19 protein-coding genes are annotated in these 22,287 nt (G+C 59.0%); 8 read left to right on the forward strand and 11 right to left on the reverse strand.

Going from position 1 to position 22,287, the window contains the following annotated elements:
- Window positions 1-13: 13 nt before the first annotated feature.
- From EE36_RS16465 to EE36_RS16485, 5 genes are all read right to left on the reverse strand, one after another.
- The gene (locus EE36_RS16465; RefSeq protein ID WP_005854159.1) at window positions 14-1,801 is read right to left on the reverse strand and encodes a penicillin-binding protein 2; all 1,788 of its coding nucleotides are present in this window, start codon (window positions 1,799-1,801) and stop codon (window positions 14-16) included.
- Window positions 1,798-2,151: a hypothetical protein gene (locus tag EE36_RS16470; RefSeq protein WP_005854161.1), complete on the reverse strand. Its 354-nt coding sequence runs from the start codon at window positions 2,149-2,151 to the stop codon at window positions 1,798-1,800. The genes EE36_RS16465 and EE36_RS16470 overlap by 4 nt, the downstream gene beginning before the upstream one ends.
- On the reverse strand, window positions 2,148-3,140 hold the full coding sequence (rsmH, locus tag EE36_RS16475; protein WP_005854162.1) for a 16S rRNA (cytosine(1402)-N(4))-methyltransferase RsmH: 993 nt from the start codon (window positions 3,138-3,140) through the stop codon (window positions 2,148-2,150). Before rsmH ends, EE36_RS16470 begins: the two co-directional genes overlap by 4 nt.
- A 5-nt stretch (window positions 3,141-3,145) precedes the next feature.
- On the reverse strand, window positions 3,146-3,649 hold the full coding sequence (mraZ, locus tag EE36_RS16480) for a division/cell wall cluster transcriptional repressor MraZ (RefSeq protein ID WP_081781250.1): 504 nt from the start codon (window positions 3,647-3,649) through the stop codon (window positions 3,146-3,148).
- Between the two features lie 768 nt (window positions 3,650-4,417).
- Complete coding sequence (locus EE36_RS16485) at window positions 4,418-5,488, reverse strand: Mrp/NBP35 family ATP-binding protein (RefSeq protein ID WP_005854165.1); 1,071 nt, start codon at window positions 5,486-5,488, stop codon at window positions 4,418-4,420.
- A gap of 514 nt (window positions 5,489-6,002) precedes the next feature.
- On the opposite strand from EE36_RS16485, the gene EE36_RS16490 reads away from it, so the two are divergent.
- On the forward strand, window positions 6,003-6,215 hold the full coding sequence (locus EE36_RS16490) for a DUF1127 domain-containing protein (RefSeq protein ID WP_005854169.1): 213 nt from the start codon (window positions 6,003-6,005) through the stop codon (window positions 6,213-6,215).
- A gap of 220 nt (window positions 6,216-6,435) precedes the next feature.
- Here the strand turns inward: EE36_RS16490 and EE36_RS16495 are convergent, their stop codons facing one another.
- Entirely contained in the window at window positions 6,436-8,856 is a 2,421-nt protein-coding gene (locus EE36_RS16495) for an ATP-dependent helicase (protein WP_005854171.1), read from the reverse strand.
- 348 nt (window positions 8,857-9,204) lie between these two features.
- Here EE36_RS16495 and EE36_RS16500 point away from each other — a divergent pair, with 348 nt between their 5' ends.
- The 3 genes from EE36_RS16500 to EE36_RS16510 all read left to right on the forward strand — a co-directional run bounded on the left by EE36_RS16500 (window position 9,205) and on the right by EE36_RS16510 (window position 13,624).
- Window positions 9,205-12,645: a pyruvate carboxylase gene (locus tag EE36_RS16500; protein WP_005854173.1), complete on the forward strand. Its 3,441-nt coding sequence runs from the start codon at window positions 9,205-9,207 to the stop codon at window positions 12,643-12,645.
- Between the two features lie 4 nt (window positions 12,646-12,649).
- Entirely contained in the window at window positions 12,650-13,036 is a 387-nt protein-coding gene (locus EE36_RS16505) for a VOC family protein (protein WP_039912114.1), read from the forward strand.
- A gap of 105 nt (window positions 13,037-13,141) precedes the next feature.
- Window positions 13,142-13,624 carry a DUF2244 domain-containing protein gene (locus EE36_RS16510; protein ID WP_005854177.1) on the forward strand — a complete coding sequence of 161 codons (483 nt, stop codon included), beginning with the start codon at window positions 13,142-13,144 and terminating at the stop codon, window positions 13,622-13,624.
- Window positions 13,625-13,627: 3 nt separating this feature from the next.
- Here EE36_RS16510 and EE36_RS16515 read toward each other — a convergent pair whose 3' ends face one another.
- Window positions 13,628-14,086 carry a GatB/YqeY domain-containing protein gene (locus EE36_RS16515; RefSeq protein ID WP_005854179.1) on the reverse strand — a complete coding sequence of 153 codons (459 nt, stop codon included), beginning with the start codon at window positions 14,084-14,086 and terminating at the stop codon, window positions 13,628-13,630.
- Between the two features lie 199 nt (window positions 14,087-14,285).
- Between EE36_RS16515 and carA the strand changes: the two genes are divergently transcribed.
- Complete coding sequence (gene carA / locus EE36_RS16520; protein ID WP_005854180.1) at window positions 14,286-15,446, forward strand: glutamine-hydrolyzing carbamoyl-phosphate synthase small subunit; 1,161 nt, start codon at window positions 14,286-14,288, stop codon at window positions 15,444-15,446.
- A gap of 97 nt (window positions 15,447-15,543) precedes the next feature.
- On the forward strand, window positions 15,544-17,460 hold the full coding sequence (locus tag EE36_RS16525) for a glycosyltransferase family 2 protein (RefSeq protein WP_005854181.1): 1,917 nt from the start codon (window positions 15,544-15,546) through the stop codon (window positions 17,458-17,460).
- On the opposite strand, the gene EE36_RS16530 is transcribed toward EE36_RS16525, so the two are convergent.
- Window positions 17,457-18,110, reverse strand: coding sequence for a GntR family transcriptional regulator (locus EE36_RS16530; RefSeq protein ID WP_005854182.1), 654 nt, complete (start codon window positions 18,108-18,110; stop codon window positions 17,457-17,459). The two genes, EE36_RS16525 and EE36_RS16530, sit on opposite strands and share 4 nt — an antisense overlap.
- Before the next feature lie 98 nt (window positions 18,111-18,208).
- Here EE36_RS16530 and EE36_RS16535 point away from each other — a divergent pair, with 98 nt between their 5' ends.
- Complete coding sequence (locus EE36_RS16535; protein ID WP_005854183.1) at window positions 18,209-18,856, forward strand: pyrimidine 5'-nucleotidase; 648 nt, start codon at window positions 18,209-18,211, stop codon at window positions 18,854-18,856.
- A 9-nt stretch (window positions 18,857-18,865) separates the two neighbouring features.
- On the forward strand, window positions 18,866-20,068 hold the full coding sequence (locus tag EE36_RS16540) for a UbiH/UbiF family hydroxylase (RefSeq protein WP_039912117.1): 1,203 nt from the start codon (window positions 18,866-18,868) through the stop codon (window positions 20,066-20,068).
- An 18-nt stretch (window positions 20,069-20,086) separates the two neighbouring features.
- Here EE36_RS16540 and EE36_RS16545 read toward each other — a convergent pair whose 3' ends face one another.
- Genes EE36_RS16545 through EE36_RS16555 form a run of 3 tightly spaced genes read right to left on the reverse strand, consistent with a single transcriptional unit; the run spans window position 20,087 to window position 22,177 of the window.
- The gene (locus tag EE36_RS16545; protein WP_039912322.1) at window positions 20,087-21,214 is read right to left on the reverse strand and encodes an aminotransferase class V-fold PLP-dependent enzyme; all 1,128 of its coding nucleotides are present in this window, start codon (window positions 21,212-21,214) and stop codon (window positions 20,087-20,089) included.
- Window positions 21,215-21,263: 49 nt separating this feature from the next.
- Entirely contained in the window at window positions 21,264-21,725 is a 462-nt protein-coding gene (locus EE36_RS16550) for an Lrp/AsnC family transcriptional regulator (protein WP_005854186.1), read from the reverse strand.
- The gene (locus tag EE36_RS16555; RefSeq protein WP_005854187.1) at window positions 21,722-22,177 is read right to left on the reverse strand and encodes an Lrp/AsnC family transcriptional regulator; all 456 of its coding nucleotides are present in this window, start codon (window positions 22,175-22,177) and stop codon (window positions 21,722-21,724) included. Before EE36_RS16555 ends, EE36_RS16550 begins: the two co-directional genes overlap by 4 nt.
- Window positions 22,178-22,287: the final 110 nt, after the last annotated feature.

A 22,287-nucleotide genomic window follows, 5' to 3' on the forward strand; every position in this document is an offset into this window, starting at 1 on the left:
GACGCTCTTTATATTAGTTGCTGCTGGAGAGCGTTATATCAGCGAGGCTGTCCGGTTCAACAGTCGGTCGCAGACCCAGCAGGGGCGCGACGCGACGGACCATTTCCGCGGCCACGGGCACGGCTGTCCAACCGGCCGTGCGGCGCGGTTTGTCGCCCGAGGTCTCGACCGGTTCGTCCAGTGTGACGATCAGCACGTATTTGGGGTCATGCGCCGGGAACATGCTGGCAAAGGTCGCGATAACCGTATCCTCAAGATAGCCACCACGGGGGCCGGGTTTATCCGCCGTACCGGTCTTGCCGCCGATCTGGTAGCCGGGCACTTCGGCAAAGCTGGCCGTGCCTTCGGTCACTACCGCACGCAACATTGCGCGGGCATCCGCCGCCGCGCGTTCAGACATCACACGCGGGCCGACCACGGGGCCGGATTGCTTGCGCAACGTCGGGGTGACCTTGTGCCCGCCATTGGCGATGGCGGAATAGCCCGCCGCCAGATGCATCGGGCTGGAGGACAGGCCGTGGCCATAGGAGACGGTTACGGTGCTCAGCTCTTGCCAGCGCTGCGGCAGCAAGGGCTTGCCGCCAGAGGCTTCGACGATCTCGAAGGGGGTTGGCTCAAAGAACCCGAGGTTTTTCAGAAACTCCTGCTGACGCTCCGCGCCGATCTCAAGCGCAAGCCGCCCTGTCCCGCGGTTGGAACTGTGCACGATGATCCCCGTCACCGTCTGCTTGCCATAGTTCTTGCCGTGGAATTCGCCGATGCGGAAGCCGCCGACCTTCATCGGGCCAGAGGTGTCGATCACCGTATCCGCAGTGGCAATGCCAAGGTCGATCGCCTGTGCCGCGGTGAAAATCTTGAAGACAGAGCCAAGCTCGTAGACGCCTTGCACCGACCGGTTGAACAGCGGGCTGTCGGACGCATCGCCTGTGACGGCGGCATGGGGCCGGTCGTTGGGGTCGAAAGAAGGCAAGGATACGGCGCTGATCACCTCGCCCGTGTGCACATCCATCAGGACCGAGGTCGCCCCCTTGGCGTTCATCAGCTTCATGCCGCCATAAAGAATACGCTCGGACGCGGCCTGTACGGTCATGTCGATCGACAGTTCCAGCGGCTTGTTCCCATTGGCCGGATCGCGCAGATAGTCGTCAAAGTATTTCTCTGCTCCCGCGACGCCGATCACCTCGGCGGCATGGACACCCTCGCGGCCATAGCTGGCCCCTCCCATGATATGCGCGGCAAGCGACCCGTTGGGGTAAAGGCGCATGTCACGCGGTGCAAACAGCAAGCCCGGCTCGCCGATATCATGCACGGCCTGCATCTGCTCGGGGCTGATTTTTTTCTTGATCCACAAGAACTTGCGCTTACCGGTAAAGTCGCGCAGCAGGCGTTCCTCGTTCAGGTCGGGGAACACGGCCATCAGCTTTTTCACGGCCCCCTGCGGGTCGATCATGTGGTGCGGCTGCGCATAAAGCGCATGTGTCTCAAAGTTGGTCGCCAGCAGATTGCCGTTGCGATCGACAATATCGGCACGGGTGGCCGAGATCACGGAACCGGGGGCCGCCGCGCGCGGCTCTGTCGGGTCGGTGGTCGCCATGACCCCCATACGCGCGCCCACAACGGTGAAGGCGCAGAAGAAGAAGACCCCCAGAACCAGCAAACGTCCCTCGGCGCGCTGCCGAGAGGCGTCGCGCATCTGCTCGTGGCGGATACGCTTGTTCTCGCGCTCGATCGCATCGGGGTTTTCGCCCTTTTGACGGGCTTCAAGAATACGGGCCAGCGGGCGCAGCGGGGTGCGGATCATTCGGGGGCCTCCATCGAGGATACGTCAACGCCGTCGGTGATCTCGAACAGCGGCAGTTCTGGCAACGGCGGGTAGCTCACCTGATCGATAGATCCGAACTGGTCGGGATGCAGCGGCAAGAGGTTCAGCCGGTCAAAGTTGAGCTCTGCCAGATCGCGCAGACGGTCGGGGCGGTTCTGATAGGCCCATTCCGCCTTGAGCACGGCCAGACGGCTGTAGGCTTCGCGGATTTCATAGCGCAGGTCATCGGCATCACTCAGGGCTTGCTGGGTCGCGTAATTCTCGCGGTAGGCCCAGAAGGCCAGCCCGATCACCGAAAAGGTGGTTAGGATGTAAAGCACGGTTCTCATACGGTTAATCCCCTGACCATAGGCATGCCGAGTGCCTTGGCATCGATGCTGCCCGCAGGCGCATCAGTGCGAATTGCGACGCGCAGCTTGGCCGAGCGGCTGCGCGGGTTCTCTTCCAGCTCTTGCGCATCCGGCCCGATGGCCTTGCGCTTGAGGATCTTGAACTGCGGCTCGGGTGCTTCGATTTCGGGCGCAAAGCGATTGGCATTGCCCCCTGCCCCCGCACGCGCCGTCAGGAAGCGTTTGACCATACGGTCTTCGACCGAGTGGAAGGTCACAACGGCCAGCTGGCCACCGGGTTTCAACGCACGTTCCGCCGCCATCAACCCGTTGAACAGCTCGCCATATTCATTGTTCACCGCAATGCGCAGCGCCTGAAAGCTGCGGGTCGCGGGATGCGACTGGCCGGGTTTCGAGCGCGGCAAACAGCTTTCGACCAAGCCTGCAAGTGCCAGCGTTGTGGTGATCGGGGCTTCTTCGCGGGCACGTACAATCGCTTTGGCGATGCGGCGGCTGGCACGTTCTTCACCGTATTGGAACAGGATATTGGCAATCACCTCTTCCTCGGCCTCGTTGACGATATCCGCCGCCGAGGGGCCGTCCTGGCTCATCCGCATATCGAGCGGCCCGTCACGCATGAAAGAGAACCCGCGCTCTGCCAGATCAAGCTGCATGGAGGACACGCCCAGATCGAGCACGATCCCGTCCAGATCCTGCGCATAATCGTCCATCTTGGAAAAGACACCGCGCTGCATGACGATCCGGTCGCCATAGTCACCGGCCCAGGCCTGCGCCATTTCAAACGCAAGCGGGTCACGGTCCACGGCCACCACCTGCGCAGCACCCGCGTCCAGCAGGCCACGGGTATAGCCGCCCGCGCCAAAGGTGCCATCCAGCCAACGCCCCGAAACAGGGGCCACCGCCGCCAGCAAGGGGCGCAGCAGAACCGGTGTGTGCGGGGCGGAGGGGGTATCGCTGGGTCCGCTCATATCGATCAAGCCTCCGGCTTGCCGTCCAGGAAGGCCATCGGATCAAAGTCTTCTGGCAGATCGTCCAGCCATTCCTCTTCGCGGGCCTTTTCCTCGGTCTCGTAGGTTTCGGGCTTCCAGATCTGGAAGGTATCACCGGCGGCGATAAAGAATGCTTCGTTTTCCAGGTCGATCTTGTTGCGCAGCTTCGCTGGCAGAACCAGGCGGCCCGTTTCATCGACCGATGTGGGAAAGGACTGACCGTGGAACAGGCGCTGCAGCATCTTGCGTTCCATTGACCCGCGCGGCAGCGCGTCGATCTTGTCGTCCACCTCTTCGATGGCCTGCATGGTATAGCATTCAAGATAGCTGCGGCGGCTGTCGCCATAGACGATCACCAACTCGGGTGTGCCACCGTTTTGCCAATTCGGGTCACCGGCTTCCAACACACGACGAAAAGAGGCTGGGATAGACACCCGCCCCTTCGTATCGACCTTGTGTTGGCTTTCGCCTCTGAACCTGCGGCTCACGTGTTTGTCCCTGCCTGCGACGCTTGTGCGCCCTAAAATCATGCCCCCGGCGGTAGATGTAGAAACGGCGGGCTGATCTGCTGCCACTGATCAACCCGCCGCCCGTCCCGCCTTGGCGGGGAAGTCCGACTGCGCGCGCCACCTGGGGGGATGTCTGCTCGCTCGCGCGCCGGATCTCTTGGTCTGATGAAAGCGAGGTGCCTGTATGAACCTGCTAGAGTTTTATTTGGTCGTTGGGGTCGTTTGGTGCCCCGTGTCTCGTTCTCATCCGATGCACTAGGGATGCCATGGGAATTGATGGGCGTCTATAAGTTTTTTGGGAAATACACACCAAATTTGGTTTTGCACAGGGTTGTAAATCAATATGTGGGAAAGAAATATCAGCGATATTTAGCCTATATCGAATAAATGCAAAATTTAGACACAACATATTGGGGTTAAAAACGCGTGCTGAAATTTCCCACAATTTCCCAACAATTTTAGACCACAGAGTTATCCACAACCTGTGTTCGCGGCTTGTTCCCCGATCGCAACACCAATTGCAACTGTTTTATCGCGCAAACTGAGGATTCCGCGCCTCAGACAGCCATTTTCCGCCGAATCACCTTGCCAATCCGGCAGGGTCCAGCCGGCGATCTCCCATGTTTTCCCATGAGGTTTTCCCATGCGATCCCATACGCACGTCCACACGACGCCGATGAACGCGAAACGCCGCGCAGAGGGCTGCGCGGCGTTGAGTATAGATAGGATGGTGAAGGAGGTCGCCCCTTAGGCCATCCCACCCTTGATCAAACCTTCGGCGATGCGGGCATAGGCCTGAGCCATCGGCCCATCCCCCGCGGCCACCGGCGTGCCACCATCGCCGGAAAGCCGGGTATCAAGATCGATGGGTAGACTGCCGAGCAAAGGCACCTCCATCTTCGCGGCTTCGGCTGCAACCCCGCCATGGCCAAAGATTTCATGTTCGGACCCACAATCAGGACAGACGAACAGCGACATATTCTCGATCAATCCCAACACGGGTGTCTTCAACGTATTGAACATATCAATCGCCTTGCGCGCATCGATCAGCGCCACGTCCTGCGGCGTCGACACCACGATCGCGCCAGACAATTCGGATTTAGTACATAGTGTCAGCTGCACATCGCCCGTGCCCGGCGGCAGATCGACAAGCAACACGTCCAGCTCGCCCCACTCTACCTGCCCCAGCATCTGCTGCAGCGCGCCCATCAACATCGGGCCACGCCAGACCACTGCCTTCCCCTCCTCCATCATAAAGCCGATGGACATCAGGGTCACACCATGGGCATGCAGCGGGATGATCGTCTTCCCATCCGGCGAGGCGGGCCGCTTGTTCACCCCCATCATACGCGGCTGACTGGGACCATATATATCGGCATCCAGCAGACCGACCTTGCGACCTGCCCGCGCCAGCGCCACGGCGAGGTTCGAGCTCACGGTCGATTTGCCCACGCCCCCCTTGCCCGACCCAATGGCGAGAATGCGCTGTACGCCAGCCGGTTTCATCGGGCCATCCTGCGCCTTCGGGTGCCCACCAATCTTGAGGCTTGGGGCCGATTGCTTTGGCGCGGGGCCATGAGCCGTCAGGGCGACTGTTACGCTGCCAACACCATCAACCTCGCGCACCACGGCCTCTGCCGCGTCGCGCAGCGGGGCCATCTGCGCGGCGACCTGCGCATTGGGGGCTTCTATAACAAAGCGCACCACATCGCCCTCGACCGTCAAAGCGCGGATCAGATCGTGATCAAGGATAGATTTCCCATCCGGCAGCATCACCCGGGCCAGAGCAGATTCGACGTCGGATTTAGAGAGCGGCATGACATATTCCTTTCGAGACTGCTTTTGACATGGCAGTTTCTGGCCAAATCGCAACCCTACGTTCGCATGCCGCACAGCACCAAGGCAAAACGAACATTTAGCGCCCAAAAATTACGCAAAACCCCTATGTTTTCGCTGCATGGCAGCAATGCACAATTTGAGAATTGTGCAAACGCAGCAAATAGGTCAAAAAGGTTTCAGGAACGCAGACACTGCGAGCCAAGAATAAGACCAAACTCATCCATCCTCCTCCCGGATGTGTTTGTTTTCGGCGGCGATACCCTCCTCCTCCCTGGTATCGTCGCCATTTTTTTTCATACAACTCCTCCTGGCTGCTAAAGCGTTTGCGCTAGGGTTATTTTGTTCCCGATCAAGACGTTACGTCACCTTTTGCCCATGCATTTTCTGCATAGCAGCATTGACGATCTGACTATTGTGCAGATGCAGCATTTTACTACATAACCAACACAAGACGAATGATAACGAACACAGACGAAACAAGACGAGGTATCCGATGGCCTACTTGAACGCTACAACCGCACCGACACTGGCAGACCGCTTTGCCGCGCTGATGTCCACACTCGAGACTCGCCGCAAGCAACGCCGCGTATACCGCTCCACTTTCAACGAGCTGAGCTCCTTGTCCAACCGCGAGCTGAACGACCTGGGCATGGGCCGCTCGCAAATCCGCGGCATCGCGCTGGAAACAGCACGTAACGCTGCATAAATCATACTGGATCGGGCACACGCACCCTCCCTGTTGTGTGCCTGTAGAAAGCTTCGGGTCTCCTCCTCCTCCCTGAGACCGGCGGCTTTCATAAACGTCCCCTTCCCCCTTTCCTCCCGATTGGATTGGGGACGTAGATAAAGACGGCGGTGCTTTCCTCCCAAAGCACCGCCGTTCTTGCATCTAATTCTTGATATTTCGTAAAACTCATGACGCCCGTTTAGAACGGAACGTCATCCGATGCGCTCAGATAGCGCGACACGACCTTCTTGATCCCGGCCTTGTCAAAGCTGATCTCAAGCTTATCCCCTTCGATTCCAACGACTTCGCCATAGCCAAATTTCTGGTGGAACACCCGTTCTCCCATCGCAAAACTGCTGACGGCGGACATGTCGATCGTCACATTTCGGGCTTCCGAAGGCTGGCTCACGCTGCGCGCTTGGCTGCGCGTCTGCAATCTGCGCCACCCCGGAGAGTTATATACATTCGCTTCCGCGGCTTTTTCATGCAGATTCGATTTGGGCATCGCTGCGCCATACCCGCCACCATACAGCCCCGGCGGGGTCAGCACATCCACATGAGCTTCGGGAAGTTCGTCGATAAACCGTGACGGCATGGCGCTTTGCCACTGACCAAACACGCGGCGGTTGGCCGCAAAAGAGATCGTGCAAAGCTGCTCGGCCCGGGTGATTCCGACATAGGCAAGCCGCCGCTCTTCCTCCAGCCCCTTCAGGCCAGATTCGTCCATCGATCGCTGCGACGGAAACAGCCCATCCTCCCAGCCGGGAAGAAACACCGCCGGAAACTCTAGCCCCTTGGCCGCGTGCAACGTCATGATCGACACTTTGGCACCACCATCGTCGCTTTCATTATCCATGATCAAGCTGACGTGTTCCAGAAGACCTTGAAGATTCTCGAACTGCTCCAACGCTTTAACCAGCTCCTTCAGGTTCTCGAGCCGCCCCGGAGCTTCCGGCGTTTTGTCGTTCTGCCAAAAACCAGTATATCCGCTTTCATCCAAAATAATCTGCGCCAATTCCACATGGCTGACCTCGGGCGGGCCATATTCCTCGTGAAACAGCGGCGCACCTTCGTCGATGACGCTATCGTCATCAACCACAGTCTGTAGGCGCGGGCCCCGGGCCAGTTCGGACCAGCGCTGAATCCCGTCGATGAGCAGACGCAACTGCGCCGCACCACGCCCGCCAATCCCGCCATTCGCCAATAGGATCCGCGCCCCCTCCACGAGGTTCACACCGTTTTCACGCGCGGTTTTCTGTATATTTTGTTGCGCTTTATCGCCCAAACCACGCTTGGGCGTGTTCACGATTCTCTCAAAAGCAAGATCGTCATCAGGCGAGGTAACCACCCTGAAATAGGCCATGGCGTCGCGAATTTCTAACCGTTCATAGAAACGGGGGCCACCGATCACGCGGTACGGTAGGCCAATGGTCAGGAACCGATCCTCGAACGCGCGCATCTGGTGTGATGCCCGTACAAGAATCGCCATATCGTCCAATGTGTATGGATCAAGCTCGCGTGTGCCGCGCTGCAACGCTTCGATTTCGTCGCCGATCCAACGCGCCTCTTCCTCGCCATCCCAATGGCCGATGAGACGCAGCTTTTCTCCCTCACGGGATTCCGTCCACAAAGTCTTGCCCAAACGCCCCTCGTTTCCTGCGATTACGCCCGAAGCGGCCGCCAGGATGTGCGGTGTTGACCGGTAATTCTGTTCCAACCGCACCACATGAGCGCCGGGAAAATCTTTTTCGAACCGCAGGATGTTGCCAACCTCGGCCCCTCGCCATCCGTAGATCGACTGGTCGTCATCCCCGACACAGCAGATATTCTTGTGGCCAGAGGCCAGCAGACGGAGCCACAAATACTGTGCCACGTTGGTATCCTGATACTCATCCACCAGAATATATTTGAACCACCGCTGATATTGCCCCAGCACGTCTTCGTGCTGCTGGAAGATGGTGACCATATGCAGCAGCAAATCACCGAAGTCGCAGGCGTTCAGATCTTTAAGCCGCGCTTGATACTGCGCATAAAGCTCCGCCCCGCGGTGGTTATAGGCACCCGCATCGGCCGAAGGAATTTTGTCGGGCGTCAATGCGCGGTTTTTCCAGCCATCAATAACGCCTGACAGCAAACGCGCGGGCCAACGTTTGTCATCAATCCCTTCCGCTTTGATCAACTGCTTGAGCAGACGCAGCTGGTCATCCGTGTCCAGAATGGTGAAGTTCGACTTTAGCCCGACCAATTCAGCATGGCGGCGCAACAGCTTGACGCAAATCGCATGAAACGTTCCCAGCCAAGGCATCCCTTCAATGCTCTGCCCCAGCATATGCCCCACACGGTTTTTCATCTCGCGCGCGGCCTTATTGGTGAAGGTTACCGCGAGAATCTCGTTCGGGCGGGCGCGCCCGGTGTTCATCAGATGCACGATCCGCGCCGTCAAAGCCTTGGTCTTGCCCGTGCCTGCCCCCGCGAGCATCAAGACAGGGCCATCCATCTGCTCCACCGCGGCACGCTGGGCCGGATTCAGCCCATCAAGATAGGGTTGCGGACGCGCAGCCATAGCGCGCGATGATAGGGAAGCGCCCTCGAAGGCGGCCATTTCGTCAAAATCATTCATGCGGCCAATCTATCCTGCGCACGCACCAAATAAAAGACACGTTCGCAAAATGTTCCCGCCGCATTTTCTATAATGCAGCGGCGGTTTGCTAGCCGTCTAGCGTCGAAGCCGCAGGAATTATTGCTATCTGTTCCTCCTTATTACTCATGTCATTGCATAGGTACGATCGCGCCCTCGACTCGGCGTAGCACCCCATCTCTTTCCAAATGGTTAAAAATCCCCCGCGGAGCGCAAAAAACTTCTACTTGCACACCGCGTCAAACAGACGCAACAATGCCGCAGCGCAGCGTTAGCGCGCGCTCTAGACGCTTGAAAATTAAGATTTCTCGCCAGCAGGAAGGCCTAGCTATGACCGACTTTAAGAAAATTCTAATCGCAAACCGCGGCGAAATCGCCATTCGAATTATGCGCGCGGCCAACGAGATGGGAAAAAAGACGGTCGCCGTTTTCGCCGAGGAAGATAAGCTGGGCCTACACCGTTTCAAGGCCGATGAAGCCTATCGGATCGGGGCCGGTTTGGGGCCTGTCGCCGCCTATTTGAGCATCGATGAAATCATCCGCGTGGCCAAAGCCTCGGGCGCGGATGCGATCCACCCGGGCTATGGGCTACTGTCAGAAAATCCCGATTTTGTAGATGCTTGCGCGCAGAACGGTATTACTTTTATCGGGCCGCGTGCGGAAACAATGCGCGCCTTGGGCGACAAGGCCAGCGCGCGACGCGTGGCGATGGAAGCCGGCGTGCCGGTCGTCCCCGCGACAGACGTTCTAGGCGATGATATGGAGGTCGTCCGCAAGCAGGCCGCAGAGGTTGGCTACCCGCTGATGCTCAAGGCGTCCTGGGGTGGCGGGGGTCGTGGCATGCGCCCCATCGCGAATGAAGAAGAACTTAAAGAAAAAGTGATGGAAGGCCGGCGCGAGGCAGAAGCGGCCTTCGGCAATGGCGAAGGCTATCTGGAAAAGATGATCCTGAAGGCGCGCCATGTCGAGGTGCAGATTTTGGGCGACAGCCACGGCGAAATCTACCATCTATTTGAAAGAGATTGTTCCGTTCAGCGTCGCAACCAAAAGGTCGTCGAACGCGCGCCTGCCCCCTATCTTACCGAAGAACAACGCGCCGAGATTTGCGAATTGGGCCGCAAAATCTGTGCACATGTTAACTATGAATGTGCCGGTACGGTCGAATTCCTGATGGATATGGACGACGGCAAGTTTTATTTTATCGAGGTAAATCCAAGGGTTCAGGTCGAACACACGGTCACCGAAGAGGTCACCGGCATCGATATCGTCCAGGCGCAAATCTTAATTGCCGAAGGCAAGACCATCGCCGAGGCGACAGGCAAGGACACGCAGGCAGATGTGCAACTGAACGGCCATGCGTTGCAGACTCGGATCACCACCGAAGATCCCCAAAACAACTTCATTCCTGATTATGGCCGCATCACCGCCTTTCGTGAGGCCACCGGCATGGGCATCCGCCTGGACGGCGGTACCGCCTATTCGGGCGGGGTGATCACGCGCTATTATGACAGCCTTTTGGTCAAGGTGACGGCGAAAGCGCAAACGCCCGAGCAAGCGATCGCCCGCATGGACCGCGCCCTGCGCGAGTTCCGAATCCGGGGCGTGTCGACAAACATCGCCTTTGTCGAAAATTTGCTGAAACACCCGACCTTCCTCGATAATAGTTACCACACCAAGTTTATCGACCAGACGCCCGAGCTTTTTACCTTTGAAAAGCGCCGCGACCGGGCGACCAAAGTATTAACATATATCGCTGATATTACGGTGAACGGGCACCCTGAAACCAAAGGGTTCGAACGCCCTGCGGCGGCCGTCCGCGCGCCGCAGCCGCCCGCCGCCCGAGCCGAGCCGATGATGGGCACCCGTAACCTGCTTGAACAAAAAGGGCCGCAGGCTGTTGCCGATTGGATGGGGCAACAGCGACAGCTTTTGATCACCGACACCACCATGCGTGACGGCCACCAGTCATTGCTTGCGACGCGAATGCGCAGCCATGACATGATCAAGGTTGCACCCGCCTATGCCGCTAATCTTCCACAGCTTTTCTCGATGGAGTGCTGGGGCGGCGCGACCTTTGATGTGGCCTACCGGTTCTTGCAAGAATGTCCGTGGCAGCGCCTGCGCGACCTACGCGCTGCCCTGCCAAACGTGATGACGCAAATGCTGCTGCGTGGGTCGAATGGCGTGGGCTACACCAATTATCCGGACAATGTGGTGCAAGAATTTGTCCGCGTGGCCGCGACCGAGGGTGTCGATGTTTTCCGCGTGTTTGACAGCCTGAACTGGGTTGAAAACATGCGTGTTGCGATGGATGCGGTGATTGAAAACGGTAAGATTTGCGAAGGTACCGTTTGCTATACCGGCGACATTTTTGATCCGGACCGATCAAAATACGACCTGAAATATTATGTTGCCATGGGCAAGGAGCTAAAAGCGGCCGGAGCCCACGTTCTGGGCCTGAAAGACATGGCCGGCGTGCTCAAGCCGAATGCTGCCAAAGTATTGATCAAAGCGCTGAAATCCGAAGTCGGCCTGCCGATCCATTTCCACACGCATGATACCGCAGGCACGGCGACCGCGACGATCATGGCGGCCTCCGAGGCGGGCGTGGACGCGGTAGATTGCGCCATGGACGCGCTATCGGGCAACACGTCTCAGGCGACGCTCGGGTCCGTGGTCGAAGCGCTGAAACACACGGATCGCGACACGGGCCTGTCGATGGACGCGGTGCGCGAAATCTCTAACTACTGGGAAGACGTGCGTGGCGAATATGCCGCGTTCGAGACCGGCATGCAGGCCCCTTCCTCCGAAGTCTATCTGCACGAGATGCCCGGCGGGCAGTTCACCAACCTCAAGGCGCAGGCCGCGTCGATGGGGCTGGATGATCGTTGGCCCGAGGTCGCCAAGACCTATGCCGAGGTCAACCAGATGTTTGGTGATATCGTCAAGGTGACACCGTCGTCCAAAGTGGTCGGCGACATGGCTCTGATGATGGTATCCCAAGGGTTAACCCGCGCGCAGGTCGAAGACCCGAAGGCAGAAATGTCCTTTCCTGACAGCGTGATCGACATGATGCGCGGCAATCTGGGCCAGCCTCCGGGCGGGTTCCCTGACGCAATCGTCGACAAAATCCTGAAAGGCGAAAAACCGAACACGGAACGCCCCGGTGCGCATCTGCCTCCTGCCGATCTTGAAGCGACACGCAAGGAATTGCGCGACCTTCTGGAAGGGGCTCAGGTTGAAGACGATGACCTGTCAGGGTACCTGATGTACCCCAAGGTTTTCCTGGATTACATGGGTCGTCACCGGACCTATGGCCCTGTCCGTGTATTGCCGACGCGCACCTTCTTCTACGGGATGGAACCGGGCGAAGAGATCACCGCGGAAATCGACCCGGGCAAGACGCTGGAAATTCGTCTGCAAGCCTTGAGCGAGACCAATGAAGACGGCGACGTTAAGGTCTTTTTTGAACTGAATGGCCAGCCGCGCGTGGTGCGCGTGCCCAACCGGATGGTCAAAGCGACGACTGCACAGCGTCCCAAGGCAGAGATCGGTAACGTCAATCACATCGGAGCACCGATGCCGGGGGTTGTTGCCTCGGTCGGGGCGACGGTGGGTCAAAAAGTCAAATCCGGCGACCTGCTTCTGACCATCGAGGCGATGAAAATGGAAACCGGTATCCACGCGGACCGCGATGCTGTCGTCAAAGCGGTTCATGTTACGCCCGGGGGCCAGATCGACGCCAAGGATCTGCTGGTCGAGTTGGAGTGATCCTATGCGCCTTTCTGCCCTGACTTTGATCGTTCCCAGCTACGACGAAGGAATATCCTTTTACTGTGGCACGATGGGGTTCGAGCTGACACAGGACGAGGACCAGGGGCATAAACGCTGGGTGCGCGTCACCCCTTCGGGTGGCGGCACCGGCTTTATCCTCGCCGAACCGGGCGACGATACTCAGCGTGCAGCGATTGGGAACCAAGGTGCGGGCCGGGTCTGGTTGTTTCTAGAGACCGAGGATTTTGCCCGCGACCATGCCCGACTTTTGGCTGGGGGCGTGACATTCGAAGAAGCCCCTCGCCATGAACCCTATGGCACTGTCGCGGTGTTCCGCGACGCTTTCGGCCATCGCTGGGATCTGATTGAACCGCGTACGACCCCCTAGAAAAAACATCGGCCCTGACACTTGGGGTCGGATGCATTCTGCCGCATTGATCAGGCCCGTTCTGCTGCTACGTTCAGGGCTTGGCACGACAGATGGACACCCCCCATGCCCTATGAATGGAAAACCCGACCCGACGCCTCGACGCAGGTTCTTTGCCTGCGGCCGCACCAATCCCTGCCGGCAAAGGGATTCGCAAGTTTTATCCTTGTCACGTTTGTCCTCATTCTGATCCCCGTTCTGCCACTGTTGGGGACTGTTCTGCTGTGGGGGCTTCTTCCTTTCATGCTGGCCGCCGTCGCGGCGATGTATTGGGCGCTACAGCGCAACCATAAGGCCAGACAGATTGAAGAAGTGTTTACGCTCGACCACAATACAGCACATTTATCCCATCGCACCGCGCGCGGAGAGGTCAAAGAATGGCAGTGCAACCGGCATTGGGCCGTCGTGACGAAATATGAAAAAGACGGCCCCGTACCCCATTACGTGACCCTGCGCGGCATGGGCCGCGAGGTCGAAATCGGGACCTTCCTGAGCGAAGAAGAACGGATCGCCCTTTATGACGAGCTGAACCGTTCGCTGATGCGCTAAGCCTTAGCTCAGTCGCTCTTTCACTTTGGGGCCAACCGCGCCAAAATCCATTTGCCCCGTGTACTTACCTTTAAGCAGGCCGATCACCTTGCCCATGTCACGGATCGATGTCGCGCCCACTTCGGCAATGGCGGCATCGACGGCCTTGGCGGTTTCTTCTTCGGTCAGCTGACGGGGCAGAAACTCTTCGATCACGGCAATCTCTTCACGCTCGCGATCCGCAAGATCAAGCCGCCCGCCCTCTTCATAGGCGCGTACGGATTCCATACGTTGTTTCGCCATTTTACCTAAAATCGCGAGCACTTCGGCATCACCAACACCCGTGTCGCCCTCATCAGCGCGCGCCGCGATGTCTTTATCCTTGATCGCCGCATTGATCAGCCGCAGGGTCGACAGCCGGTCCGCTGCCTTGTCTTTCATTGCCTGTTTCAGTGCATCCGAGATGCGAGTGCGCAGTACCATTACCATCGTCCTTTTGACCCTAGGGGGTATTAAGCCGTGCAACATAGAGATATTGCGCGGCGCAGGCAATGCCACAGGCCTCGCACAACACATTGAAAATTAACGATATTTCATTTTCAACCTGCTATTGACCCCGACGAACTGCGGCTTTAGGTTGCCACCGTTTAGCTCCATATACCTGCCGCTGGAGGCCCCCGACATGACCGCGACCACATCACCTCGTCCGACTGCCTGCCTGGCGCTAGCGGACGGATCGATTTTCTACGGCATGGGCTTTGGCGCAACGGGAGAGACCGTGGCCGAGCTTTGCTTTAATACAGCGATGACGGGCTATCAGGAAATCATGACCGACCCGTCCTACGCGGGGCAGATCGTGACCTTTACCTTCCCCCACATCGGCAACACCGGCACCAACCCCGAAGATGACGAAACCGGCGATCCGGTAGCAGCGGGGATGGTTGTCAAATGGATGCCCACCGACCCGAGCAACTGGCGTTCGGTCCAGCCGTTGTCCGAATGGCTGGCATCGCGCGGACGCATCGCGATTGGTGGTATTGATACACGCCGCCTGACCCGCGCCATCCGGCAGCAAGGGGCCCCTCACGCGGCATTGGCGCATAATCCTGACGGCGTTTTCGACGTCGAAGCGCTGGTCGCTGCGGCACGCGGTTTCGCGGGCCTGGAAGGCATGGATCTAGCGAAAGATGTCAGCTGCAAACAATCCTACCGCTGGAATGAAATGCGGTGGGCTTGGCCCGACGGCTATACTGCGCAGGAAAACGCTCCTCATAAAGTGGTCGCGATCGACTACGGTGCCAAGCGCAACATCCTGCGCTGCCTTGCCTCGGCCGGCTGCGACGTCACGGTGCTGCCCGCCTCTGCCACGTATGAAGATGTGATGGCGCATAATCCTGACGGTGTTTTCCTGTCAAACGGCCCCGGCGATCCGGCGGCGACCGGCGTGTATGCCGTGCCGATGATCAAGGATGTCATCGAAAAGACAGAGCTTCCGGTTTTCGGCATTTGCCTTGGCCACCAGATGCTTGCGCTGGCTCTTGGCGGGCAGACGGTCAAGATGGGTCACGGTCACCACGGTGCGAACCACCCCGTTAAGGACATTGATACCGGCAAGGTCGAAATCACCTCGATGAACCATGGTTTTGCCGTCGATGCGCAAAGCCTGCCAAGCGGAGTGGTTGAAACGCATCAGTCGCTGTTTGACGGCTCCAACTGCGGCATCCGGATGGAGGGGCGGCCCGTCTGGTCCGTTCAGCACCATCCCGAAGCGAGCCCCGGCCCGCAAGACAGTTTCTATCTGTTTGAACGCTTTGCCGCGGCGATGGCAGAGCGGGCCAGCTAAACCTGACAATTGCGGGCGTTCTCTTCATCCGCAATTAACGTCCCATTAAGGCATCTCTTCCAAGGTGGTCCTATTCCGACAGGAAGGGATTCGCCCTTTGAGCAACCTTGGATTAGAGCTGAAAGCACCCAGTCCCGCGCGTGCGCGCGGACGCTATCGTCCCTTCGGGCGCATATTGGTCGACGCAGGGTTGATTGATCAGGCCGATCTGGTGCACGCGCTTGAAGCGCAGCGCGATCTGGATGCACCGCTTGGGGAAATCCTTCTGGCTCAAGGGCTTGTCTCGCGCAGTGAGGTAACCAAAGCACTGGCGCTGCAACATCAGATCCAGCAGGTCGATCTTGACGCAGACCCGCCCAAACCGATGCTTGCGCGCCATCTGTCTGCCGAAGCCAGCTTGCACCATAAGATTGTGCCATGGCGGCGGATGGGCCAAACGCTGTTTGTCGCGACCAGCCGGCCGGATACCCTTCATACCCTTGCGCATGAGGCCTTCGGCAACAGCGATCTGGACATCGTACCGGTGCTGGCGGACCCCGCGCAGATCAACCATCAGATCACCGCGCTTTACGGGACCGAGCTGGCCAAACGCGCGGCAGAGCGTGTGCCCCCTCATGAAAGCTGCCGAACATGGCGGGTTGCCGGTCCGCGTCGGCGTATTTGGGCCGCCGGTGTCATTTTTGTCGCGAGCATGCTGTTCGCGTTACTCCCCGCGGTGACGTTTACGGCGTTTGTTCTATGGGCATTGTTCTGCAGTACTATGATCATGACGCTACGATTGTCGGCCTTTCTGGCGCGCTGCCTGTGGGGGAACACACCACTGCCCTCAGATCCCGCTCCGCCATCGGCCCCGACACGATGGCCAAAGGTATCGGTTCTCGTCCCTCTTCTGCATGAGGAGGAGATTGCCAGCGCCTTGATCGCACGCCTATCGCAGCTCAGCTATCCCAAGGCGCTGCTGCAGGTCGTGCTGGTGCTGGAGGAAGGCGATCAAATGACCCGCGACACCATCGCACGAACCGAACTGCCCTTCTGGTTCGACGTGATCGAAGTGCCCCAAGCAGGCAAACTGCGCACCAAACCCCGTGCCCTGAACTACGCGCTGGAATTTTGTAGTGGCAGTATTATCGGCGTGTGGGATGCCGAGGACGCGCCGGAGGCCGATCAGATCAACCGCGTCGTACAACACTTTGATATGGCGCATAAAAATGTCGCTTGTGTACAGGGCGTTCTGGATTTTTACAATGCGCGCACCAACTGGATCTCGCGCTGTTTCACTCTGGAATATGCGACTTGGTGGCGCGTGATCCTACCCGGTGTCGCGCATCTGGGGCTGATCATTCCCCTCGGCGGCACCACATTATTTTTCCGCCGCGCCGCTTTGGAGAAACTGCAGGGCTGGGATTCCCATAACGTCACCGAAGATGCCGATCTTGGCGTCCGCCTCGCACGGCATGGCTATAAAACCGACCTGCTGCCGACTGTCACTTACGAAGAGGCCAATTTTCGTGCGTGGCCGTGGATCAAACAAAGGTCACGATGGCTGAAAGGCTTCTTGATTACATGGGTCGTGCACAGCCGTGCCCCCTTCCAACTGATCCGTGATGTCGGGCTTATTCGGTTTATGGGCGTGCAGGTATTGTTCCTCGCGACGTTCTGCCAGTTCATCTTTGCCCCCCTGCTCTGGTCTTTCTGCCTACCGCTGTTCGGCGCGGCGCATCCTGTCCAGACAACACTGGGCGCTGATGTGTTCTACGGGCTTTTCGGATATTTCCTCTTCGCGGAAATCCTCAATATATCTGTCGCGATGACCGCGGTTTCGGGTCCGCAGCATCGCCACCTTATACCCTGGGCAATCACCCTTCCGTTTTACTTTATCCTCGGCTCTTTCGCTGCCTATAAGGCGCTATACGAATTCGTGGTCACGCCGTTCTATTGGGATAAGACCGAACATGGCGTCGCACATAAATCCAGCCCAATTGGCTCTACGGCGTCACCACTTCGTCCACCCTAGCCTTCGTCTTTACGCTGTGCCGCTTCTTGCTTGAGCCGCGTCATGAAGGCGACAGAAATATGCGTGCGCAATGCTTCATCCGCACCATCTTCGTCACGCTGTTCGATCATCTGAACAATGCGGTCATGTTCATCCTGCGCGATCGCACCGCGCCCATCCACGGCCAGTGACGATGTCGCCATCAGCGCCATGGACCGGTGCACCAGATCAAGTTGCTGCACCAGATACCGGTTGTGCGACGCGAGATGAATTTGTTTGTGAAAACGGCGGTTCGCACGCGCCAGCGCCGCTGGATTGTCGCGAAAAGCGTCGTCTTCCTCGACCATTTCGCGCAATACACGGACTTCTTCAGCGGTGGCGTGACGGGCGGCAAGCCGCGCGGCCAACCCCTCCAACTCGCCGCGTACGACGTAAAGTTCGGCCACCTGATTGTGGTCCAACGATGCAACGATCAGGCTCCGCCCGTCCCGCGCGAGCAAGGATTGCGTCTCAAGCCGTTGTAATGCTTCACGAACCGGCGTTCTTGAGACACCGAAGCGTTCGGCCAATTCGCTTTCCACCAACCGATCACCGGGGCGATAGGTGCCCACGTCAATCGCGTCCAGGATCATGGAATAGGCGTCTGTGGGTCCGGAGCGTGGCGTCGTCATTGGTTCTCTTTCAAAAGGCTCCGGCACCTTAGCCCCCGCGTCCAATTGCGCAACCCCGTGATCTTGCGCAGATCATCTGGTCAGCGTAGCAAGTCCCCATGCCACACGCCTCTTTTTCTCATGTGAATACTTGGGTCTTTGACCTTGATAACACATTATACCCGCCATCCGCCCGCCTGTTCGACCAGATTGAACAGCGGATGACGCATTGGGTGATGACCGCCTTGAATGTCGATGAGCAGCGCGCGGATTATCTGCGCCGACATTATTGGCACACCTACGGCACCACGCTGGCCGGGCTGATGCGCGAACACGACCTTGATCCCGGCCCCTATCTGCACGAGGTGCACGAGATCTCCTTTGACGCGCTGATCCCGGATCCTCTGCTTGCCGCGCGGATCGCCGCCCTGCCGGGGCGCCGGATCATCTATACCAACGGCACGGCCCCCTACGCCGAAAAAGTCATTGCCGCACGGGGGCTGTCGGGCCTGTTCGATGCCATCTACGGCGTTGAGCACGCGTCATTTTTACCCAAACCCGAACGCGCCGCCTACGACCTGATATTTGCCGCCGACGCATTGACCCCAACCACCGCCGTGATGTTCGAGGACGACCCCCGCAACCTGATCGCCCCGCATGACATGGGGATGGGCACCGTCCATGTGGCCGAGCACCCCGCGCCCGCGCCGCACATCCATTTCCACACCGATGATCTTTCGGCTTTTCTTGCACAGATCACGGGCTAACTGACGGGCATGACTATGGCATGTGATATCTTGATTTCGGGCGGCGGCATTGCCGGTTTGACGGCGGCAGCGGCTTTCGGCACCGCGGGTTTCAACGTGGTCTGCGTCGACCCCACGCCCCCCGTCACCGATGGTGCGGCGAAAGGGGCCGACATGCGCTCTACCGCGATGCTGCAACCGGCGCGCCGCGTGCTTGAGGCAGCGGGCATCTGGGCCCATCTGGAAGACCACGCCGCACCTTTGCAGGTGATGCGTATTGTGGATGCGGGCGGTGACGGCGATGCACCGGTGATCAGCCGCGCTTTTGATGCTGCCGATATCTCGGACCAACCTTTCGGCTGGAACTTCCCGAACTGGCTGCTAAGGCGCGCGCTTCTGGAGCGGCTAGAGGCTTTGCCGAACGTCGATTTCCGCCCCGGCACCGCAACCACCAGCTTGTTCACCCGCACCACCGGCGCACGCGTAAGCCTCAGCGATGGCACGAAAATTTCGACAAAGCTCGTGATTGCCGCAGACGGGCGCGACAGCCCCATGCGCGACGCCGCCGGGATTGAGGTGACCCGCCAAAGCTATGGCCAAAAGGCGCTTGCCTTTGCCGTGACACACCCGATCCCGCATGAAAACGTGTCGACCGAGGTGCACCGCAGCGGGGGCCCCTTCACCCTTGTACCCCTGCCCGATCGCGACGGTCTGCCCTGCTCTGCCGTGGTGTGGATGGATGACGGCGCGTCCTGCCTTGCGCGGATGGCGCTTGACGCAGATGCGTTTTCCCAAGCCGCGACCGACCGCAGTGCCCATGTGCTCGGCCCGTTGACGCTGGCCTCCGAACGGGCGATCTGGCCGATCATCAGCCAACATGCCGCGCGTCTCTCGGCGGAACGCGTCGCCCTGATTGCAGAAGCCGCCCATGTGATGCCCCCCATCGGCGCGCAGGGTTTGAACATGTCGCTGCAAGACATCGCAACGCTGCTGGAACTGGCGCAAAAGCACGGCGCTGATCTGGGCAGCCAGCCCATGCTGGACGCCTACCACAAGGCGCGGTTTGGCGACATTCAGCTGCGCTTGCGCGGCATCGACCTCTTGAACCGCGCCAGTCAGGCGACAACGCCGCTGGCCCGCGATGCCCGCGCCAAAGGGCTCAGCGCGCTATATGCCCTGCCCCCCGTACGGCGCATGCTGATGGAGATGGGCTTGGGCATGCGGCAAGGCTGACCTGCCGCGCGCCTTTATTTACAGTACCTTATCGACCACGGCGGCCAACCGCGCGAGCGTGGCATCGACGTCGTAAAGCTTATCCAGACCGAACAGCCCCAGGCGGAAGGTCTGGAAATCCTCTGGCTCGTCACACATCAACGGCACGCCAGCGGCGATCTGCATGCCTTCGGCAGCAAAGGCCTTGCCGTTTTGCACGGAGGGATCCGCGGTATAGCTCACCACCACCCCCGGCGCGCCAAAACCTTCCGCCGCGACAGAGGTAACGCCCCTCTCCGCCAGCATCTTGCGCACAGAATCCCCCAGACGCCACTGCGCCTCTTTTAGACGGTCAAACCCGTAGGATTTCGTCTCAAGCATGGTATCGCGGAATTGGCGTAGCGCATCGGTCGGCATGGTCGCGTGATAGGCGTGGCCACCATCTTCATAGGCTTTCATAATGCTATGCCACTTGGCCAGATCGATGGCAAAACTGTCCGATGTCGTCTCTCCCATGCGTGCAACAGCGCGGTCCGACATCATGACCAGCCCGGCAGAGGGCGAAGCGCTCCAGCCTTTTTGCGGCGCAGAGAGCAATACGTCGACGCCAAGCGCCTTCATATCCACCCATGCGCAGCCCGACGCGATACAATCCAGCACCACCAGCGCGCCGACGGCATGGGCCGCTTCTGCCATCTGCTTGATATAGTCATCGGGCAGGATCACCCCCGCACTGGTCTCCACATGAGGTGCGAAAACCACCTCCGGCTTATGCGTCTCGATGGCTTTGACAACGTCATCAATCGGGCTTGGGGCAAAGGGCGCGGGCGTGCTGTTGCCCTGCATCTGCGCCTTCATGACGGTGGCATTGCCGGTCAGATCGCCGCTCTCGATGATCTGGCTCCACCGATAGGAAAACCAGCCGTTGCGCACGACCAGCACCTCGGCCCCCCGTGCGAACTGACGGGCGACCGCCTCCATCCCGTAGGTGCCGCCCCCGGGGACGACAGCCACGGCATCGGCCTTGTATACGTCCTTGAGCAAAGCGCTGATGTCGCGCATGACCTCCTGGAACACGGCGCTCATATGGTTCAAGGACCGGTCGGTGAACACGACCGAAAACTCTTCAAGCCCTTCCGGGTCAACTGAATTTAGCAAAGCGGGCATGATATCCTCCTGATGGTTTCGCGCGAACATAGCCCCTCGCGTGGTAAAGTCACAGGCCCAAAGGTCCGGTCAGTCGTTCCTCGCTTAGAAGCACATTTGCCTCGACCGCCCCCGCCCCCGGCAGGGTCATGATCCGCCGCCGCAGTACCCGTTCGAAATCCGCCAGATCCCGCGCAACAACCCGTAAACGGTAGTCATATAGCCCCAGAACATGCTCCACCGTTTGGACCTCGGGGATGGCACTGACGGCGCGTTCGAAATCCTCCAAGCTAACCCGCCCTTTGGTCGCAAGCTTGACGCCAAGAAAGACGGTGACGCCGAACCCCAATGCCTCGCGGTTCAAGCGCAACCTCTTGCCGCGCAGGATGCCTGCCTCCTCCAATCGTTTGATCCGCCGCCAAGTGGCAGGCTGCGACAGCCCCAGATGACGCCCCAGGGCACCGGCGCTTTGAGTGGCATCGCGCGCAAGCGACCGGATCAGCCGGTGGTCCACCTCATCGAGCGTGATCATAGCGGCAACGCTTCCTCTGACTTGATCCGCGCCACATGCATCAGCGCCTCGATATCGGCAATATGCGGCAAGGTCAAAATACCCTCCCGGTAAATCTGCTGATAATGCGCCATATCCCGCGCAATTACCGATAGGCGCACATCCACCCGCCCCAGAAAGGTCTGGAGCTCGATCACCTCAGGCAGCTGGCGTGCCTCTTCAAGAAAGCGGTCAAAGGCATTGCCCTGTGTCTTGTCCAAAGTGATCCGCAAGGACACCTCGACCGTGTAGCCCAATGCCGCCCAATCGACGACAGCCGCCACCCCCTGCACGACACCGGCTTCCTGCATGCGCGTGATCCGCCGCGACACCTTACCCGCTGTCAGCCCCGTAAGGTCGGCCAGCTCCGCCGGCGACAGCCCCGCATCCGCCTGCCAGTGGCGCAGAAGTCGTCGATCCATATCATCAAGCATGATTTTTCCATTTTTAAAGCATACCGCGCATTAGCATCTTCATTTTGCCAAATAAACTCACAATTCCGCAATAGCATCTCGCAGCAGCTTCGATATGTTCTCCCTAGATT

This window comes from Sulfitobacter sp. EE-36 (assembly GCF_000152605.1).
Taxonomy (GTDB): domain Bacteria; phylum Pseudomonadota; class Alphaproteobacteria; order Rhodobacterales; family Rhodobacteraceae; genus Sulfitobacter; species Sulfitobacter pontiacus.

What these genes read in the sequence shown, in the direction of transcription:
- EE36_RS16465 (WP_005854159.1), bottom strand. Translation starts at nt 1,801, where the DNA reads ATGATCCGCACCCCGCTGCGCCCGCTGGCCCGTATTCTTGAAGCCCGT.
- EE36_RS16470 (WP_005854161.1), bottom strand. Translation starts at nt 2,151, where the DNA reads ATGAGAACCGTGCTTTACATCCTAACCACCTTTTCGGTGATCGGGCTG.
- rsmH (WP_005854162.1), bottom strand. Translation starts at nt 3,140, where the DNA reads ATGAGCGGACCCAGCGATACCCCCTCCGCCCCGCACACACCGGTTCTG.
- EE36_RS16485 (WP_005854165.1), bottom strand. Translation starts at nt 5,488, where the DNA reads ATGCCGCTCTCTAAATCCGACGTCGAATCTGCTCTGGCCCGGGTGATG.
- EE36_RS16490 (WP_005854169.1), top strand. Translation starts at nt 6,003, where the DNA reads ATGGCCTACTTGAACGCTACAACCGCACCGACACTGGCAGACCGCTTT.
- EE36_RS16495 (WP_005854171.1), bottom strand. Translation starts at nt 8,856, where the DNA reads ATGAATGATTTTGACGAAATGGCCGCCTTCGAGGGCGCTTCCCTATCA.
- EE36_RS16500 (WP_005854173.1), top strand. Translation starts at nt 9,205, where the DNA reads ATGACCGACTTTAAGAAAATTCTAATCGCAAACCGCGGCGAAATCGCC.
- EE36_RS16505 (WP_039912114.1), top strand. Translation starts at nt 12,650, where the DNA reads ATGCGCCTTTCTGCCCTGACTTTGATCGTTCCCAGCTACGACGAAGGA.
- EE36_RS16510 (WP_005854177.1), top strand. Translation starts at nt 13,142, where the DNA reads ATGCCCTATGAATGGAAAACCCGACCCGACGCCTCGACGCAGGTTCTT.
- EE36_RS16515 (WP_005854179.1), bottom strand. Translation starts at nt 14,086, where the DNA reads ATGGTACTGCGCACTCGCATCTCGGATGCACTGAAACAGGCAATGAAA.
- carA (WP_005854180.1), top strand. Translation starts at nt 14,286, where the DNA reads ATGACCGCGACCACATCACCTCGTCCGACTGCCTGCCTGGCGCTAGCG.
- EE36_RS16530 (WP_005854182.1), bottom strand. Translation starts at nt 18,110, where the DNA reads ATGACGACGCCACGCTCCGGACCCACAGACGCCTATTCCATGATCCTG.
- EE36_RS16535 (WP_005854183.1), top strand. Translation starts at nt 18,209, where the DNA reads ATGCCACACGCCTCTTTTTCTCATGTGAATACTTGGGTCTTTGACCTT.
- EE36_RS16540 (WP_039912117.1), top strand. Translation starts at nt 18,866, where the DNA reads ATGACTATGGCATGTGATATCTTGATTTCGGGCGGCGGCATTGCCGGT.
- EE36_RS16545 (WP_039912322.1), bottom strand. Translation starts at nt 21,214, where the DNA reads ATGCCCGCTTTGCTAAATTCAGTTGACCCGGAAGGGCTTGAAGAGTTT.
- EE36_RS16550 (WP_005854186.1), bottom strand. Translation starts at nt 21,725, where the DNA reads ATGATCACGCTCGATGAGGTGGACCACCGGCTGATCCGGTCGCTTGCG.
- EE36_RS16555 (WP_005854187.1), bottom strand. Translation starts at nt 22,177, where the DNA reads ATGCTTGATGATATGGATCGACGACTTCTGCGCCACTGGCAGGCGGAT.